This is a genomic window from Micromonospora sp. ATLC20 (assembly GCF_057196585.1).
The window spans coordinates 1-16,989 of sequence record NZ_JBXUOV010000050.1 but is presented as its reverse complement, the minus strand read 5'-3'; the positions used below and the strand labels follow the sequence as shown (position 1 = coordinate 16,989).

Annotated in this window: 14 protein-coding genes; 9 read left to right on the top strand and 5 right to left on the bottom strand. The window is 72.5% G+C overall.

What is annotated here, in order from left to right:
- Positions 1-58 precede the first annotated feature (58 nt).
- Positions 59-1,000, bottom strand: a complete 942-nt coding sequence (locus tag AC2CHG_RS13535) for a permease prefix domain 1-containing protein (protein ID WP_262012362.1) — start codon at positions 998-1,000, stop codon at positions 59-61.
- Positions 997-1,338 carry a PadR family transcriptional regulator gene (locus AC2CHG_RS13530; RefSeq protein WP_350816001.1) on the bottom strand — a complete coding sequence of 114 codons (342 nt, stop codon included), beginning with the start codon at positions 1,336-1,338 and terminating at the stop codon, positions 997-999. Before AC2CHG_RS13530 ends, AC2CHG_RS13535 begins: the two co-directional genes overlap by 4 nt.
- A gap of 567 nt (positions 1,339-1,905) precedes the next feature.
- On the opposite strand from AC2CHG_RS13530, the gene AC2CHG_RS13525 reads away from it, so the two are divergent.
- On the top strand, positions 1,906-2,250 hold the full coding sequence (locus tag AC2CHG_RS13525) for a hypothetical protein (RefSeq protein WP_184684533.1): 345 nt from the start codon (positions 1,906-1,908) through the stop codon (positions 2,248-2,250).
- 170 nt (positions 2,251-2,420) lie between these two features.
- Positions 2,421-5,954 carry a DNA polymerase III subunit alpha gene (dnaE, locus tag AC2CHG_RS13520; RefSeq protein ID WP_262012364.1) on the top strand — a complete coding sequence of 1,178 codons (3,534 nt, stop codon included), beginning with the start codon at positions 2,421-2,423 and terminating at the stop codon, positions 5,952-5,954.
- Positions 5,955-5,984: 30 nt separating this feature from the next.
- Here the strand turns inward: dnaE and AC2CHG_RS13515 are convergent, their stop codons facing one another.
- Complete coding sequence (locus AC2CHG_RS13515) at positions 5,985-6,935, bottom strand: golvesin C-terminal-like domain-containing protein (RefSeq protein ID WP_402808570.1); 951 nt, start codon at positions 6,933-6,935, stop codon at positions 5,985-5,987.
- 791 nt (positions 6,936-7,726) lie between these two features.
- On the opposite strand from AC2CHG_RS13515, the gene AC2CHG_RS13510 reads away from it, so the two are divergent.
- Both AC2CHG_RS13510 and AC2CHG_RS13505 read left to right on the top strand, forming a co-directional pair.
- Positions 7,727-8,605 carry a DUF2268 domain-containing putative Zn-dependent protease gene (locus tag AC2CHG_RS13510; protein WP_262012366.1) on the top strand — a complete coding sequence of 293 codons (879 nt, stop codon included), beginning with the start codon at positions 7,727-7,729 and terminating at the stop codon, positions 8,603-8,605.
- Positions 8,606-9,019: 414 nt separating this feature from the next.
- Positions 9,020-10,057 (top strand): aminotransferase class V-fold PLP-dependent enzyme, encoded by a 1,038-nt coding sequence (locus AC2CHG_RS13505; RefSeq protein ID WP_262012367.1) that lies wholly within the window; start codon positions 9,020-9,022, stop codon positions 10,055-10,057.
- A gap of 9 nt (positions 10,058-10,066) precedes the next feature.
- Here the strand turns inward: AC2CHG_RS13505 and AC2CHG_RS13500 are convergent, their stop codons facing one another.
- Positions 10,067-11,239: an acyl-CoA dehydrogenase family protein gene (locus AC2CHG_RS13500; protein WP_262012368.1), complete on the bottom strand. Its 1,173-nt coding sequence runs from the start codon at positions 11,237-11,239 to the stop codon at positions 10,067-10,069.
- A gap of 87 nt (positions 11,240-11,326) precedes the next feature.
- On the opposite strand from AC2CHG_RS13500, the gene AC2CHG_RS13495 reads away from it, so the two are divergent.
- The 4 genes from AC2CHG_RS13495 (at position 11,327) to AC2CHG_RS13480 (ending at position 15,373) form a co-directional block, all read left to right on the top strand.
- The gene (locus AC2CHG_RS13495) at positions 11,327-11,980 is read left to right on the top strand and encodes a TetR/AcrR family transcriptional regulator (protein WP_262012369.1); all 654 of its coding nucleotides are present in this window, start codon (positions 11,327-11,329) and stop codon (positions 11,978-11,980) included.
- A gap of 45 nt (positions 11,981-12,025) precedes the next feature.
- Positions 12,026-13,468, top strand: a complete 1,443-nt coding sequence (locus AC2CHG_RS13490) for an aldehyde dehydrogenase family protein (RefSeq protein WP_484524847.1) — start codon at positions 12,026-12,028, stop codon at positions 13,466-13,468.
- Positions 13,465-14,541, top strand: coding sequence for an alcohol dehydrogenase catalytic domain-containing protein (locus tag AC2CHG_RS13485; protein ID WP_484524846.1), 1,077 nt, complete (start codon positions 13,465-13,467; stop codon positions 14,539-14,541). Before AC2CHG_RS13490 ends, AC2CHG_RS13485 begins: the two co-directional genes overlap by 4 nt.
- A gap of 193 nt (positions 14,542-14,734) precedes the next feature.
- Complete coding sequence (locus AC2CHG_RS13480; RefSeq protein WP_262012373.1) at positions 14,735-15,373, top strand: transcriptional regulator; 639 nt, start codon at positions 14,735-14,737, stop codon at positions 15,371-15,373.
- Here AC2CHG_RS13480 and AC2CHG_RS13475 read toward each other — a convergent pair.
- Positions 15,370-15,936 carry a TetR/AcrR family transcriptional regulator gene (locus tag AC2CHG_RS13475; RefSeq protein ID WP_262012374.1) on the bottom strand — a complete coding sequence of 189 codons (567 nt, stop codon included), beginning with the start codon at positions 15,934-15,936 and terminating at the stop codon, positions 15,370-15,372. The two genes, AC2CHG_RS13480 and AC2CHG_RS13475, sit on opposite strands and share 4 nt — an antisense overlap.
- A 54-nt stretch (positions 15,937-15,990) precedes the next feature.
- Between AC2CHG_RS13475 and AC2CHG_RS13470 the strand changes: the two genes are divergently transcribed.
- Positions 15,991-16,989, top strand: a 999-nt coding sequence (locus AC2CHG_RS13470; RefSeq protein ID WP_484524845.1) for an FAD-dependent monooxygenase, incomplete at its 3' end; no start/stop codon positions are given.

Here is a 16,989-nt window from a genome sequence, read left to right as displayed (position 1 = left end):
CCGCGTACCGAAAGGGCCCGGCACGCCCTCGACGGGGCGTGCCGGGCCGGGCGGGGCGTCAGGCGGCGCGGCGGGCCTTGACCGCGCTGTCGACCACGTCCCAGATCGCGACCAGCACGACCACCGCGCCCGCCACCCGAGCGAACTCGACGGTCCCGCCGTCGCGCAGCCAGGCGAACCGCTCGACCAGCTCCGGGTTGAGCAGCCGGTCGTTGGCGAGCAGCCAGAGCACCGGGGCGGCGAACGCCACGTTGAGCACCGCGTTGACCGCCACCAGCGGCCAGGTCCACCGGCCGGAGCGGTACTTGGCGATCTCCAGGCCGACGGTGGCCAGCAGCACCACGATCAGGGCCGGCAGCCAGAAGCTCCAGAGCGCCGGGTCGAGTGCCGGCAGCCGGGTGCCGTCGTCGGTGGTCCAGCGCTGGAAGTGCTGGCCGACCAGGAGGCCGATGGTGGCGAGCAGGAACACCACGGAGGCGATGCTGTCGGAGTGGCTGATCTGCCGTTCCCGGGTCTCCTCGGGGAGCTGGTCGACGGTCCACTCGGGCAGGCCGAGCGGGGTTCGGGTGCGTTCCAGCACGGCGAACACCAGCGTGACCCAGAACGCGATCTGCACCGCGGTCTGCATCGCGGCCACGACCGCCGTGCCGATCGCCGCGCCCGGCTCGCCGTCGACGAGCGCCTTCGTGACGCCGGAGAGCGCGCCGACGATCGCCGGGATCCAGGTGAGCAGCAGCCGCAGCAGCCGCCACCAGGTCAGGTAGTAGCGCGGGCCGATGAGTTGCAGGGTGCGGTCGCTGTAGCGGGCCGCGAGCTTCTCCGGGTGGCCGAGCTCGGTGAGCACCTCGCGTTCGGCGGAGGCGTGGTCCTGCCCGCCCGAGGTCCGGTCGTCGATCATGTCGGCGATGGAGCCGCGCAGTTCCTCGGCGATCTCGAGGCGGCGCTGCGCGGGCACGGCCCGCATCGTGGCGGCGACGTAACGGTCGGTCAGGGAACTCATCGTTCCGCTCCTTCGATCAGTTCGGTGACGGACGTCCGCACCGCGGTCATGTCGTCGAGCAGGCGGTTCAGGAGGTCCTGGCCGTCGTCGCTGGTCCGGTAGAACTTGCGCGGCCGGCTCTCCTCGGTGTTCCACTCGCTGGTCAGCAGGCCCTGGTCTTCGAGCCGGCGCAGCAGCGGGTAGAGCGTGTTGGCGTCGACCGCGAAGCCGTGCGCGGCCAGCCGTTGCAGCAGGGCGTATCCGTAGTCGGGGCGGCGCAGGGCGACCAGGCTGGCCACTACGACAGTGCCGCGTCGTAGCTCCTGGAGATGGGTCCGGAGGACCTCTTCGCTGACCATGCCCAACACGATAGTGTGTGTCACACAGTATTGTCCAGCCCCGGGTCATCGTGTGACTCGGGCTCCCGTCGGGTGGTCTGGCGCCCGTTCGGCGCCCTCGTGACAAGTTCGGGCGTTCGAGAATGGACGCATTGACACACCCCGCAGTCGCCGTTACTGTTTCGAAAGTCGATCGAGGGTTTTGCTCGCTCGACGACGAAACGGGGGAAAGTGAATATGCTGCAGTGCTGGAGTACGTACGTCCACGGCTGGCGGTCGTGCCGTCGATCGGTCTTATGACCGCGTGTCCTGAACGTGTTCGTTGTCATACGAAGCCCGCTCCGGATCGACGTCGCCGCATTCCTGCACCCTGTCCAGCCTGATCGGGCGCCGACGCGAGTGCAGCCCGCCACCGCGTGACAACAGCGACCGCGCTTCTGATCATTGCCTGTGATCACCGGAAAGCGCGTCGGGCGAATTGAGTCCAGAGTTCCCGGATCGGTGTGACCGACGCATTTCCGGAATTGCTGCACACAAATTCCGCTGGCCCCTGTTCGTCGCTTCCGCCCCTGCGAAATCGGAGGAACTATGAATTCCGCCAAGCGAACCTTCCGTTATCTCGCCGCCATCGGCGCGGCCGGGCTGGTCACCATGTGGGCGTCGCCCGCCCAGGCCCACGAGATGACCGCGTACCAAGGCCTCGACAAGGCCTGGATCTCGGCCGACCACAAGTCGGTCACCGTGCAGGACAAGGAGTGTGACGGCAACCGCGTGTTCGTGGTCGTGAACCTCGTCGGTGGCGGGAGCGCCGGCATCAACGACGAGGACGGGTGCAGCGGGAACACCGGCTACGGCAGCTTCAGCAAGGCCATCGCCAGCTTCTACGTCTGCGAGAACACCGAGGGGTGCGGCACGACCGTGCGGGTGCAGTAGCCCAGCGGCATCCGTCCGGGATCGCGCGTTACCGCGCGGCCCCGGACGGCCCCGGCTTTCGCGCAAGCGGTGATCCGCCCGCGCGGCTCACTGGAGACGCCTCGGGCAGCGGAGATAGGGTGGGCCGTCCGATCCCGCACCACCCATGACCGAGCCGGGGGGCGCCACGCATGGGCGATTCGTTCGCGCATCTGCACGTACACACCGAGTACTCGATGCTGGACGGGGCGGCCCGGCTGAAGGATCTCTTCGCCGAGGTCAGCCGGCAGGGGATGCCGGCGGTGGCGATGACCGACCACGGCAACATGCACGGCGCGAACGACTTCTACAAGCAGGCCATGGCCGCCGGGGTGACCCCCATCCTCGGCATCGAGGCATACGTCGCCCCGGAGTCGCGGTTCCACAAGAAGCGGGTGCGGTGGGGTCGGCCCGAGCAGAAGAGCGACGACGTCTCCGGCAGCGGCGGCTACACCCACAAGACGATCTGGGCCCGCAACAAGACCGGCCTGCACAACCTGTTCACCCTCACCTCCAAGGCGTACACCGACGGGTTCTTCGTCAAGTGGCCGCGGATGGACACCGAGCTGCTCGCCGAGTACTCCGACGGCCTCATGGCGACCACCGGCTGCCCGTCCGGTGAGGTGCAGACTCGACTGCGGCTCGGCCAGGACGCCCAGGCCCTGCAGGCGGCGGGGAAGTACCAGGAAATTTTCGGCAAGGAGAACTACTTCCTGGAGATCATGGACCACGGCCTCGACATCGAGAAGCGGGTCCGCGACGGGCTATTGGAGATCGGCCGCAAGCTCGGCATCCCGCCGGTGGTCACGAACGACTCGCACTACACGCACGAGGCGCAGGCCGAGGCGCACGACGTGCTGCTCTGCGTGCAGACCGGCAGCAACGTCGCCGACCCCAACCGGTTCCGGTTCGGCGGCAGCGGCTACTACATCAAGTCGGCCGACGAGATGCGCGCGGTCGACCAGTCCGACGTCTGGCTGGAGGGCTGCCGCAACACCTTGCTGGTGGCCGAGAAGGTCGACCCGGCCGGCATGTTCACGTTCCACAACCTGATGCCGCGGTTCCCGATCCCCGAGGGCGAGACCGAGGAGTCCTGGTTCCGCAAGGAGACCTTCGCCGGGCTCAAGCGCCGCTTCCCCAACGGCATCCCCGAGGGCCACGTCGTCCAAGCCGAGTACGAGCTGGGCGTCATCATCCAGATGGGCTTCCCGTCGTACTTCCTCGTGGTCGCCGACTTCATCCAGTGGGCCAAGAGCCAGGGCATCGCGGTCGGCCCGGGGCGTGGCTCGGCGGCCGGCTCGCTCGTGGCGTACGCGCTGGGCATCACCGACCTCGACCCGATCCCGCACGGCCTGATCTTCGAGCGGTTCCTCAACCCCGAGCGCGTCTCCATGCCGGATGTCGACATCGACTTCGACGAGCGCCGGCGCGGTGAGGTCATCAAGTACGTGACCGACAAGTGGGGCGAGGACAAGGTCGCGCAGATCGCCACGTTCGGCACGATCAAGGCGAAGGCCGCGATCAAGGACTCGGCCCGGGTGCTCGGCTTCCCGTACGCGGTCGGCGACCGGATCACCAAGGCCATGCCCCCGGCGGTGATGGGCAAGGACATCCCGCTGTCCGGCATCTTCGACCCGAAGCACCCCCGCTACGCCGAGGCGGGCGAGATCCGCGGCCTCTACGAGTCCGACCCGGACGTCAAGAAGGTCATCGAGACCGCCAAGGGCATCGAGGGCCTGATCCGGCAGACCGGTGTGCACGCCGCCGGCGTCATCATGTCCGCCGAGCCGATCATCGAGCACATCCCGCTGATGCGGCGCGACTCCGACGGCGTCATCATCACGCAGTTCGACTACCCGACCTGCGAGTCGCTCGGGCTGCTGAAGATGGACTTCCTCGGCCTGCGGAACCTGACGATCATCGACGACGCGGTGAAGAACATCCAGCTCAACCACGGCCGGGAGCTGGACCTGCTCGGCCTGCCGCTTGATGACAAGCCGGCGTACGAACTGCTGGCCCGCGGTGACACGCTCGGCGTGTTCCAGCTCGACGGCGGGCCGATGCGCTCGCTGCTGCGGCTGATGAAGCCGGACAACTTCGAGGACATCTCCGCCGTCCTGGCGCTCTACCGGCCCGGCCCGATGGGCGTGGACTCGCACACCAACTACGCGCTGCGCAAGAACGGCCTCCAGGAGATCACCCCGATCCACCCGGAGCTGGAGGAGCCGCTACGCGAGATCCTCGCGCCCACGTACGGCCTGATCGTCTACCAGGAGCAGGTGCAGCGGGCCGCGCAGATCCTCGCCGGCTACACGCTCGGCCAGGCCGACCTGCTGCGCCGGGCGATGGGTAAGAAGAAGAAGGAGATCCTCGACAAGGAGTTCATCCCGTTCCGGGACGGCTGCCGCGAGCGCGGCTACTCCGACGAGGCCATCCAGGCCGTGTGGGACGTGCTGGTGCCGTTCGCCGGCTACGCGTTCAACAAGGCCCACTCCGCCGCGTACGGCCTGGTCTCCTACTGGACCGCATACCTCAAGGCGCACTACCCGGCCGAGTACATGGCCGCCTTGCTCACCTCCGTCGGTGACGACAAGGACAAGATGGCCATGTACCTGTCCGAGTGCCGCCGGATGCGCATCCAGGTGCTCCCGCCGGACGTGAACACCTCGGCCGGGCCGTTCACGCCGGTCGGCAAGGAGATCCGCTTCGGTCTCGGCGCGGTACGCAACGTCGGCGCGAACGTGGTCGCCTCGATCATGCGGTGCCGTGAGGAGAAGGGCGACTACACCGACTTCTACGACTTCCTGTCCAAGGTCGACGCCGTGGTCTGCAACAAGAAGACGATCGAATCGCTGATCAAGGCCGGTGCGTTCGACGCGCTCGGCCACCCGCGCAAGGGCCTGCTCGCAGTGCACGCCGACGCCATCGACGCGTACGCCGACGTCAAGCGCAAGGAGGCGGTCGGCCAGTACGACCTGTTCGGCGCCGGCTTCGGCGAGGCGGAGACCGGCGGCACCACCACGGTCATGCCGGTCATCGGCGAGGGGGAGTGGGACAAGCGCGACAAGCTCGCGTTCGAGCGCGAGATGCTCGGCCTGTACGTCTCCGACCACCCGCTGTTCGGCCTGGAACACGTGCTCGGCGCTGCTGCGGACACCACTATCGCCGCGCTGTCCGAGGAGGGCACGGTGCCCGACGGTGCGGTGGTCACCCTGGCCGGCATCCTCTCCGGCGTGCAGCGCCGGGTCACCAAGCAGGGCCGGGCCTGGGCGTCGGCGACGCTGGAAGACCTCGCCGGTGGCGTGGAGACGCTGTTCTTCCCGAACACGTACGAGGTGATCGGGCAGTACATCGCCGAGGACGCCATCGTGGTGGTCAAGGGCCGGGTGGACCGGCGCGACGACACCCCGCGCATCATGGCGATGGACATGTCCATGCCGGACGTCACCAGCAACCCGGCGAACAAGCCGGTCACGCTGACCATCCCGGTGCACAGGTGCACGCCGCCGCTCGTGGAACGGCTCAAGGAGACGCTCGTGCTGCACCCCGGCGACACCGAGGTGCACGTCAAGCTGCTCAACGGCGGCAAGGTCACCACGCTGCGCCTCGGCCCGTTCCGGGTCGCCGCGACCACCGCGCTGATGGGCGACCTCAAGAGCGTGCTCGGCCCGGCCAACGTGAGCTGACCGGGCCGGGCGCGCCTCCGGCGCAGAGAGCTAGACGCGGGTGACGCGGATGGCGTCGGCGATCACGTACCCGGTGCTGCCGGACCACCTGCTGACACCCACCTTGTTGGCGTCACCGGCGGCCAGGGTGAAGGTGCCCAGCGACCGCCACGCACCGCCGTTGGCGCTCTGGTTCACCGAGACCGTCTGGTTGCCGCTGGTGGTCGCGACGATGTACGGCGTGGAGGTGTTGTAACCGGCCACGGCCGGATACCAGACCTCCACCCGGTAGGTGGCGGTCGCCGGGATGTTCACCTTGTACCAGGCGGTGTCGCTGGCCGCGACGGGGTTGGCGTACCGGTAGTCGGCGCCGTAGCGCTGCGCCGAGTACGTCGAGGTGCTCCAGTTGGCGCTCGCGGTGAACCGCCCGGCGGTGGTGTTGTCCACGATCGTCGACCACGCGGTCGGCGGGGGCGTGGTGCCGCCGGTGACGAGCTGCATGTAGTAGGTCCAGTTCCAGTTCGGACCCGGGTCGGTGTGCGTGGCGCCCGGCACCTGGTTGTGCCCGATGATGTTGGTGCGGGTCTTCGGGATGCCGTACTTGTCGCACAGGTACCGGGTCAGCGCCGCCGACGACCGGTACATCGCGTCGGTGTACCAGGAGGCGTTGTCGACGTACCCCTCGTGCTCGATGCCGATCGACTGGGTGTTGTAGGTCCAGTTGCCGGCGTGCCAGGCGATGTCCTTGTCGCGCACCATCTGGGTCACCGCGCCGTCGGAGGAGCGGAGCAGGTAGTGCGCGCTGGTGCCGGCGGCGGCGTTCTGGAACCAGCTGATCGAGCCGGCGTAGCTGCCCTGCATGGTGTGGATGACGATGTAGTTGATCGGGTACGCCGACTCGCGGCTGGAGACCGTGTAGTTGGACGAGTTGGCCGGCACCCAGGCCGCCGGGCCGTAGTCGGTGCTCAGGGTGCCGAAGTCGCCGGTGCCCAGCGGCGCCACGTCGGTGTACCGGCCCCGCTGCGGCGCGACCGGACGGCCGTCCACGCTGACCTCGCCGCCGGCCGTGGTGGCGATGAAGCCCCTGGCGAGCAGGTCGTACACGGAGTCGGCGTACAGCCGGGCGGTGGCCGCGTCCGTCGAGCCGCCGTAGCGGGCGATCGGGCCGTACCACTGGTTGACGTCGTCGCGCTGCGCCGCGGTGAGCCCGGCCTCGTCGGCGTAGGAGCGCAGCACCGCCGCCGCGCCGGCCACGTTCGCCGCGTCCCGGGTACGCAGGTCGGCGCGGTCCAGCCGGGTCCGGCGCGCGGCCTCGTCGAGGGTCCGTACCTTCGGGTTGCTGGTCAGGTGCATCACGCCGTAGCCGCCGGAGACGCTGGGCTCGCCGCCGTGGCCGTCCAGGCGGGTCTCGGCGTAGCCGAGCGCGGCGAGCACGTCGCGCGGCACGTCGGAGTCGGCGGCGGCCCGGTCGAAGGCCGCGGCGAGCGGCTGCGCGCCGTGCGCAGGCGCGGCCTGGGCCGGCTGACCGGTCAGGCCGATCATGAGGATCATGGCGCCGCCGAGCAGGTGGCTCACCCGACGCGAGGGTCTCCGAATCGTCACAGGCACTCCTCGTCCACTACACGGGGCGACGGGGCTCACGTCGCCGGTTCGCCGCACCCTATAGCGTGACGTTCGTCTATGTCGATAGCTTGCATCGACGGGCTCAATGCTGAAGACTTCCTTCAGATGCGGAGCTGCCCCGTACCGTCGCGGTGTTGCCCGGCGGGCCACGGCCGGGCAGTATCGGGCGGATGCCGCCCACCGACCTGCTGCGCGTCCGTGACCTGGTGCCCGACTTCCTGGCCTGCGCCGAGCGGTCCGCGCCGCCGGAACCGTGGTCCTCCCGGTACTTGGCCGGTCATCCGGACGTGGTCCGGGCGCTGCGCCGCGACGGCGACTGGTCCGACGCCGCGGGCGTGGCCGCCACCCTGGACGGGCTCCGCGACCGCGCCGCGGACCTGGCGGCACGAGCCGAGACGGTACGCGCGCTGCTGCCCGGCGGCGTCGCGGCGGTGGCGGACGCGCTGGGCTGGTCCGGCGACGGCGGGCCGGTCGAGTGCGTGGTGCTGGTCGGGCTGAACCAGGCCAACGGCTGGGCCGGCGAGCTGAACGGCAGGTACGCGCTCTTCCTCGCCGTGGAACAGCTCGGGCCGCCGGAGGACCTCGAGCTGCTGGTGCGGCACGAGGCCGCGCACGTGGTGCACGACCGCGGCGCCGCGATCCGCGACTGGCCCGAGTACGGGGTGGCGAACGCCCTGTTCACCGAAGGGCTCGCCACCCAGGTCACGGCGGAGCTGGACCCCGGCCGGCCGGACGAGGAGTACCTCTGGTTCGGCCGCCCCGGCCACCGGCGGTGGCTCGACGAGTGCCGCCGCCGGTGGCCGGAGATCCTGCGCCGGGTCCGCGCCGACCTCGACGCCACGGACGCCGAGCACCACGCCCCGTACTTCCTGATGCGGGACTCGCCGCTGGCCGGTGGCCTGCCGAAGCGTTGCGGCTACCTGGTCGGCCTGACCGCGGTACGACACCTGCGCCGCCACCACACCCTGCAGGACCTGGCCACCTGGCCCCTGCCCCGCGTCCGCACAGAGATCGCCGCCGCCCTGACCGACCTCCCCCCACCACCCTGACCCCCGCCCCTCCGCCCCACCTCGCCTCCCCCCGCCTCACCCCGGCGATCATGAAGTTAGCGGCGGACATATCGGACCGCAGGCACCGCCAACTTCATGATCGGCGGGGCTGGTGCGGTGGCGCGGACACCCGCGCCCCGGTTTACCGCCCCGACCCCCGCGATCTTGCACTTCCCGCCCCGCCCCGCCCCGCCCGCCCCGCCCCCCCCCTGCTCCCCGCTGCGCGATCTTGCAGTTTCGGCCCTGCGATTCGGGGCTTTGCACCATTTGCCGGGGCGGAAAGTGCAAGATCGCCGGGGCCGGGGCCGGGGCCGGGGCCGGGGTCGGGGTCGGGGTCGGGGTCGGGGTGGGGGTGGGCCACGGGGGTGGGATTGGCGGTGTCGGGGTGGGGCGGGGGTGGTTAGCGTCGGTGGCATGGAGCTGGAGCAGGCGCAGAAGTTGTGGCAGCCGGAACCGGGCTGGTTGAACACCGCCACCTACGGGCTGCCGCCCGAGCCGGTGTGGGACGCCGTGCAGCAGGTGCTCGCCGACTGGCGGACCGGGCGGGTGTCGTTCGAGGTGTGGGACGAGTCGGTGGACCGGTCCCGGGCCGCGTTCGCCCGGCTGACCGGTGTGGACGTCGCCGACGTGAGCGTCGGCTCCGCCGTGTCGCAGCTGGTCGCGCCGATCGCGGCGAGCCTGCCGGCGGGCGCGACGGTGGTGGTGCCCGAGAGCGAGTTCACCTCGATCCTGTTCCCCTGGCTGGTGCAGCGGGAGCGGGGCGTGCGGGTCCGCACCGTGCCGCTGGACGGCCTGGTCGACGCGATCGACGCCGACACCGACCTGGTGGCGTTCAGCGTGGTGCAGTCCGCCGACGGCACCGTGACCCCGTACGACGAGATCGTCGCGGCGGCCCGGGCGCACGGCGCCGTCGTGGTGGTCGACGCCACGCAGGCGTGCGGCTGGCTGCCGTTCGCGGCGGACCGCGCGGACGCGGTGGTGGTGGGGGCGTACAAGTGGCTGATGGCGCCGCGCGGCGCGTCCTTCGCCTACCTGGCGCCGGCGCTGCGCGAGCGGATACGCCCGGACGCGGCCGGGTGGTACGCCGGCCGGGACCCGCACGCCTCCTACTACGGGACGCCGCTGCGCCTGGCCGAGGACGCCCGGCGGTTCGACATCTCCCCGTCCTGGCTGTGCTACGTCGGGGCGGCGCCGGCGCTGGAGCTGCTCGCCGACCTCGACCCGGAGGCGGTGCGCGCGTACGACGTGGGGCTGGCCAACCGGTTCCTGACCGGGCTGGGCCGGCCGCCGGGCGACAGCGCGATCGTCAGCGTGGACGTGCCGGACGCGCAGGAGCGGCTGGCCCGCGCCGGGGTGCGCGCGGCGGTCCGGGCGGGCCGGGTCCGCGCCTCGTTCCACCTCTACACGACCGAGGAGGACGTGGACCGGGCGGTCGAGGCGCTGACCGGCTGACCGCTCCGCTCAGGCCAGGTGGCCGCCGATCTTCGTGTAGCCGCGCAGCAGATCCCGGGAGATGATCAGCCGCTGCATCTCGTCGGTGCCCTCGAAGATCCGGTACAGCCGGACCTGCCGGTACCAGCGTTCGATCGGCAGTTCCCGGGTGTAGCCCATGCCGCCGTGGATCTGCAGCGCCCGGTCCACCACCCGGTTGACCATGCCGGCGCCGTAGAGCTTGCCCATCGAGGAGGCGTGCCGGGGGTCGAGGCCCTGGTCGACCGTCCAGGCGGCGCGCAGGATGAGCCAGCGGGCCGCCTCCAGCTCGGTCTCCGAGTCGGCGATCATCCACTGGATGGCCTGGTTGGTGGCGATCGGCGCGCCGAACGTCTCCCGCGTGTTGGCGTGGTCGATCGCCATCTGCAGGACTCGTTCGGCGATGCCGACGGCGTGCGACGGGATGGTGTAGCGGCCCTTGCCGATCCACTCCATGCCGAGCGTGAAGCCCTGCCCGATCTCGCCGAGGATGTTGCGGTGCGGCACCCGTACGCCGTCGAAGATCAGCGAGGCGGGGCCGCCCTCGCCCATGGTCTGGATGAACTCCGAGCGCCAGCCCATCGCGCGGTCCACCAGGAACGCGGTGGCGCCGCCGCGGCGGGCGCCCTTCTCCGGGTCGGTCACCGCGACCACGATGGCGAAGTCGGCGTCGTTGCCGTTGGTGATGAACGTCTTCTCGCCGTCGAGGACCCAGTCGTCGCCGTCGCGACGGGCGCGCAGCTTGATGTTCGCCGCGTCGGAGCCCGCGCCGGGCTCGGTGATGGCGAAGCAGGAGATCCGTTCCCCCTCGATGGTGGGGATCAGGAACTCGCGCTTCTGCTCCTCGGTGGCGTGGAACAGGATGTTGTCGGCCTCGCCGCCGAAGCGGAACGGCACGAAGCTGCGGCCCAGCTCGGTCCAGATCAGCGACTGCATGACCGCCGGCAGGGCCATCCCGCCGTACTCCTCCGGCGTGGCCAGCCCCCAGAAGCCGAACTTCTTCGCCTTGAGCTGGAGTTCGCGCAGCTCGGAGCGGTCCAGGCCGGGCTGGTGGGCGCGCTCGCGGCGCAGCACCTCCGCCTCCAGCGGCATCACCTCACGGGTGACGAACGTGCGAACGGTGTCCCGGATCGCGCGTTCCTCGTCGGACAGTGCGAAGTCCACGGTTCCCCCTCAGGTCGACTGCCTCTAAACTAGCGATGTAAGTTTTACCGCGTCCAGACCCGATGTCGAAGGGAGGATGATGACCAGGTGCCCCGACCCCGACAGGCCCTGCTCACCCGCGACCGGATCGTCGAGACCGCGCTGGCGCTGATCGACGCCGACGGGCTGGACGCGCTCTCGACCCGGCGACTCGCCGCCGCGCTCGGCGTCCGCGGCCCGTCGCTCTACAACCACTTCGCCACCAAGGAGGAGATCCTCGACGCGGTGGCCGACGGCGTCGCGGCGACAGTCGACATCAGCGTCTTCGACGAGTACGAGTGGCTCGACGCGCTCGGCCGCTGGGCGCGCTCGTACCGCGCCGCGCTGGCCGCGCACCCGAACATCGTGCCGTACCTGGCGCAGGGGCCGGGCCGCCGTCCGGCCGCGCTCGCCATGGCCGACGCGGTCTACGGCGCGCTGGTCCGGGCCGGCTGGCCGCCCGCGCGCGCCACCCACATCGGCGCCGCGATGCGCTACTTCGTGGCCGGGTCCGCACTCGGCTCGTTCGCCCGCGGCTTCGTCGAGGACCCCTCGCTCTATGCCGCGCACCCGCACCTCAACCAGGCGCACCGGCTCGCCGGCCACCAGCGCAGCGTGGACGAGGGCGCGTTCGCGCTCGGCCTGGACGCGCTGCTGCACGGGCTCGCCGCCGAGTACGCCGCCACCGTCGCCCCGCTGGAACGGGTCGGCCGTCCGGAGTAGCGTCAAAACTCCCACCGCTAGTTTCCGCCGCCCCCGAAGGACGCCATGGATCTCGCCGCCGCCCCTCCCGCCCTGCTGACGCGCCGCCACCTGTACGTCGCCGGTGACTGGGCCGACCCGACCTCGGGCGACACCGTCCCGGTGGAGAACCCCGCCACCGGCAGCGTCGTCGGCGAGGTGCCCGCCGGCACACCGGCCGACGTGGACCGCGCGGTCGCCGCCGCCCGCGCCGCGTTCCCCGGCTGGGCCGCCACCGCCCCCGAGCAGCGGGCCGCGCACCTGGACCGGCTGCACACCGCGCTCGCCGCCCGCGCCGACGAGATCGCCCGCACCGTGGCGACCGAACTGGGCACCCCGCTCAAGCTCGCCACCCGCGTCCAGACCGGCCTGCCGCTGACAGTGCTGCGGAGCATGGTCGACCTGGCCGCCCGCCCGGCCACCGAGCACACGGTCGGCAACTCCCTCATCGTCCGGGAGCCGGTCGGCGTGGTCGGCGCGATCACCCCGTGGAACTACCCGCTGCACCAGGTGGTCGCCAAGGTCGCGCCCGCACTCGCCGCCGGGTGCACGGTGGTGCTCAAGCCCAGCGAGCTGACGCCGCTCACCGCGTACCTGCTGTTCGACGCGATCACCGACGCCGGCCTGCCGCCCGGCGTGGTGAACCTGGTGCCCGGCACCGGCCCGGTGGTCGGCGAGGCGCTCGCCGCGCACCCCGACGTCGACCTGGTCTCGTTCACCGGCTCCACCGCCACCGGCCGCCGCATCGCCCACCTGGCCGCCGAGCGGATCGCCCGGGTGTCGCTGGAACTCGGCGGCAAGTCGGCGAACGTCGTCCTGGCCGACGCCGACCTGCCCACCGCGGTCAAGGTCGGCGTCGGCAACGCGCTGCTCAACTCCGGGCAGACCTGCACCGCCTGGACCCGGATGCTCGTGCACCGCGACCGCTACGCCGAGGCGCTGGACCTGGTCGCGGCGGCGGTGGCCGGCTACCGGCTCGGCGACCCCTTCGACCCGGGCACCCGGCTCGGCCCGCTGGCCTCCGCCGCGCAGGCCCAGCGGGTACGCGACCACGTGGACCGCGCGCTCGCCGACGGCGCCCGGCTCGTCGCCGGTGGCCCGGACGCGCCACTGCCGCCGCGGGGTCACTTCGTGGCGCCCACCGTCTTCGCCGACGTCCACCCGGACAGCGCCCTGGCCCAGGAGGAGGTGTTCGGTCCGGTGCTCGCGGTCATCCCGTTCGCCGACACCGACGAGGCGGTCGCCATCGCCAACAACTCCCGGTACGGGCTGGCCGGCGCGGTCTGGTCCGCCGACTCCGACGCGGCGCTGGCGGTGGCCCGGCGGATGCGTACCGGCCAGGTGGACGTCAACGGCGGCGCGTTCAACCCGCTCGCCCCGTTCGGCGGCTACAAGCAGTCCGGCCTCGGCCGGGAACTCGGCGCGTACGGCGTGAAGGAGTTCACCGAGCTGAAGGCGATCCAGCGATGAGGGCGCTCGTGGTGCGCGGCCGGGGCGAGACACCGGCGGTCGAGGACGTACGCCTGCCCGCGCCCGGCCCGGGTGAGCTGCGGGTCCGCATCCGCGCCGCCGGCATCTGCCACTCCGACCTGGCCATGGTGGACGGCACGCTGGCGCCCGCGTACCCGCTGGTGCTCGGTCACGAGGCGACCGGCGTGGTGGCCGAGGCCGGGCCCGGCACCACGATCGCGGTCGGCACGCCTGTGGTGCTGAACTGGGCGCCCGCCTGCCGGGACTGCTGGCACTGCCGGCACGGCGAGCCGTGGCTCTGCGCGGCCAACCCCAACCCGTCCACGCCACGGGGCGAGACGGCCGCCGGCGAGCCGCTGGAGGTCACACTCGGGCTCGGCGCGCTCGCCGAGGAGGTGGTGGTGCCGCAGCGCGCCGCCGTACCGGTGCCCGCCGGACTGCCGCCGGAGCAGGCAGCGGTGCTGGGCTGCGCGGTGCTCACCGGCGTCGGCGCGGTCCGCAACACCGCGCGGGTCGTACCCGGCGAGTCGGTCGCGGTGATCGGGCTCGGCGGGGTGGGCCTGGCCGTGCTGACCGCCGCGCGGCGGGCCGGCGCGTCGCCGATCCTCGCCGTGGACGTGGTGGAGGCCAAGCGGGATCTCGCACTCGCCGCCGGGGCCACCGACTTCCTGCGCTCCGACGACCGGCTGGGCAAGGAGATCCGGGCCCGCACCGACGGGCGCGGCGTGGACCACGCGTTCGAGTGCGTCGGCCGGTCCGCCACCATCCGCGCCGCCTGGCGGGCGACGCGGCGCGGGGGAGCGGTCACCGTGGTCGGCATGGGCGCCCGCGACGACATGCTCAGCCTTTCCGCGCTGGACATCTTCCACTCCGCGCGGACGCTGCGCTCCTCGGTGTACGGCTCGACCGACCCGGACCGGGAGGTGCCGGAACTGGCCGTCGCGCTCGCCGCCGGTGACCTGGACCTGGGCCCGCTGGTGAGCGGCACGGTGCCGCTGACCGAGGCGCCCGCGGCGCTGGAACGGCTGGCCCGCGGCGAGGGTGCCCGCTGGGTGGTCACGTTCCCCGAATGACCCTCCGGTACGGCGCTCGTCGCCCCGTGGCCGCGGCGGAGCCCGTCCCGGCGGAGCGCGAGCCGGTGTGATCCGGCCCACCGGCCCGGTGCCGGGATCGCATCCGAGCCGGACCGGTCCGGTCCGAGCGCATCCAAACCGTGCCGTCGGGCCGAACCCCGGGTAGTGACCGTCTACCCGGGAGGTGCTTCTGGTGGTGACCGAGGCGATGCCCGGCGACGCCGTCGAGGACATCCGCAAGCACCTCACGCTCGCCGCGGAGGACCTGGACGGCAATCGGGTCGCCGCGCTCGTCGTCGAGGCCGCGGGACGGTGGGGCGTGACGGCGGTGTGGGAGCGGGTCTGCGCGCCGATGCTGGCCGCGCTTCCGGGGCACAGCGCCGTCGAGGTGGCGGTGGAGCACGCCTTCTCCGAGGGGATCCGGTCCGGCCTGGACGCACTGGTGCGCGAGCCGGGGCGGACGTCGCCGGGCGGCGGCATCCTGCTCGCCGCGGCGGAACAGGAACTGCACTGTCTCGGCCTGCACGCGCTCGCCGCCGCGCTGCGGGAGGCGGACCTGGGCAGCCTGCTCCTGGGCGCCGCCCTGCCCTGGCCGGCGCTGGCCAGCGCCGTGCGCCGCAGCCGGCCGCACACGGTGGTGGTGTGGTCGCAGACCCCGGTGACCGGCCGGGCGTACCGGATGGCCCGGTTCGCGCGGGAGTTCCCGTCGGTGTGGGTGCACAGCGCCGGACCGGGCTGGATCATGCCACCGGACGGGCACCTGACGACCCTGTCCGACGCGCTGCGCACCTGCCGCGCCGCGGCCGGGCGCCGCGCCGCCGGAGCTAGCTAGGCGGACGGGCCGGCGCGGAAGCCGTGCAGCAACGTGGCGACGGCGGCCTCCGGGTCGACGTCGTCGTCCGGGGCGGCGAGCTGGTTGCTCAGCAGTCCGTCGACGAGCGCGAGCAGCATCCGGAAGTGGGCCGGCGGATCGGTCGAGCCGAGCGTGGCGAGCAGCGGCTCCCCCCAGCCGGCCAGCCGCGCCCGGGCGGCCTCGATCGCCGGGCGCAGGTCGGGCCGCACGGCCGCCTCGACGAACAACGCGTACCGGGCGAGCGTGACCACCCGCTGCCGGTCGGTGAACTCCCGGACCAGCCGGCCGACCACTGCGGCGAACGCGGTGACGTCGCCCGGCGGCAGGTCCGCGGCGAGCCGTTGCCAGGCCGCCGTCTCCACCTCCACCAGCCGGTCGAAGACGCCGGTGACCAGCGCCTCCCGGGTGCGGAACCGGTTGGAGGCGGAGCCCTCGGGCAGGCCCGCCTCGGCGTCCACGGCCCGGTGGGTCAGCTGTCGCGGCCCGCCGGTGCCGAGCACCCGGATGGCGGCGTCGAGCAGGAGTCGCCGGCGATCGGTCACCCGGCCAGACTACAGGCGTAGTGCGGCTGACTACATCTGTAGTACGGTGACGGCATGGGCGGACGGGCGGTGGTGGTCGGGGGCGGGATAGGCGGGCTCGCGGCGGGCATCGGCCTGCGGGCGGCGGGCTGGGAGGTGACCGTCCTGGAGCGGTCGGCCGCACTGCCGCAGACCGGTACCGGGCTCGGCATCTGGCCCGCTGCGATGCGCGCCCTGGACGCCCTGGGCGTCGGCGACGAGGTGCGCCGCCGGGGCAGCCGTCAGGCCGGCGGGTCGATCCGGCGCCCCGACGGCAGCCGGATCGCCACCATCGACGTCGACCGGATGGAGCGCCGGCACGGCGAGCCGGTGCACCTGGTCACCCGGCCGGTGCTGCTCGCCGTCCTGGCCGGCGCGCTGCCCGGACCGGCGCTGCGCCTCGGTGCCCCGGTGACCGATCCGGGGTCGCTGCGCGACGCGTACGACCTGGTGGTCGGCGCGGACGGGATCAACAGCGTGGTGCGCGCGCAGATGTACGGGCGGCGGTACCCGCTGCGGTACGCGGGCGCGGTGGCCTGGCGCGGCGTGGTCGACCTGGATCTGGCCGAGGGCGGCGAGACCTGGGGCCGGGGGCGCAAGTTCGGGCTGACCCCGGCCGGGCCGGGCCGCACCAACTGGTACGCCGCGGTGCGGCTGCCCGAGGGGCACCCGGCGCCGCCGGACGACCGCGCCGAGCTGCGCCGACTCTTCGGCGACTGGCATCCGCCGGTGCCGCGGGTACTCGACGCGCTCACCCCGGACGGCATCCTGCGGCACGAGATCCACGACCTCACGCCGCTGCCGTCGTACGTGGCCGGCCGGACCGCGCTGCTCGGCGACGCCGCGCACGCGATGACCCCGGACCTCGGGCAGGGCGCCTGCCAGGCACTGATCGACGCGGTCGCGCTCGCCGCCTGCGTACGCGAAGCAGGCGACCTGCCGGCCGCGCTGCGCACGTACGACGGGAGGCGCCGGCGGCCGACGCAGCGGATCGCGGCCGGCGCGCGGTGGGCGGGGCGGCTGTCCGGCGTGCGC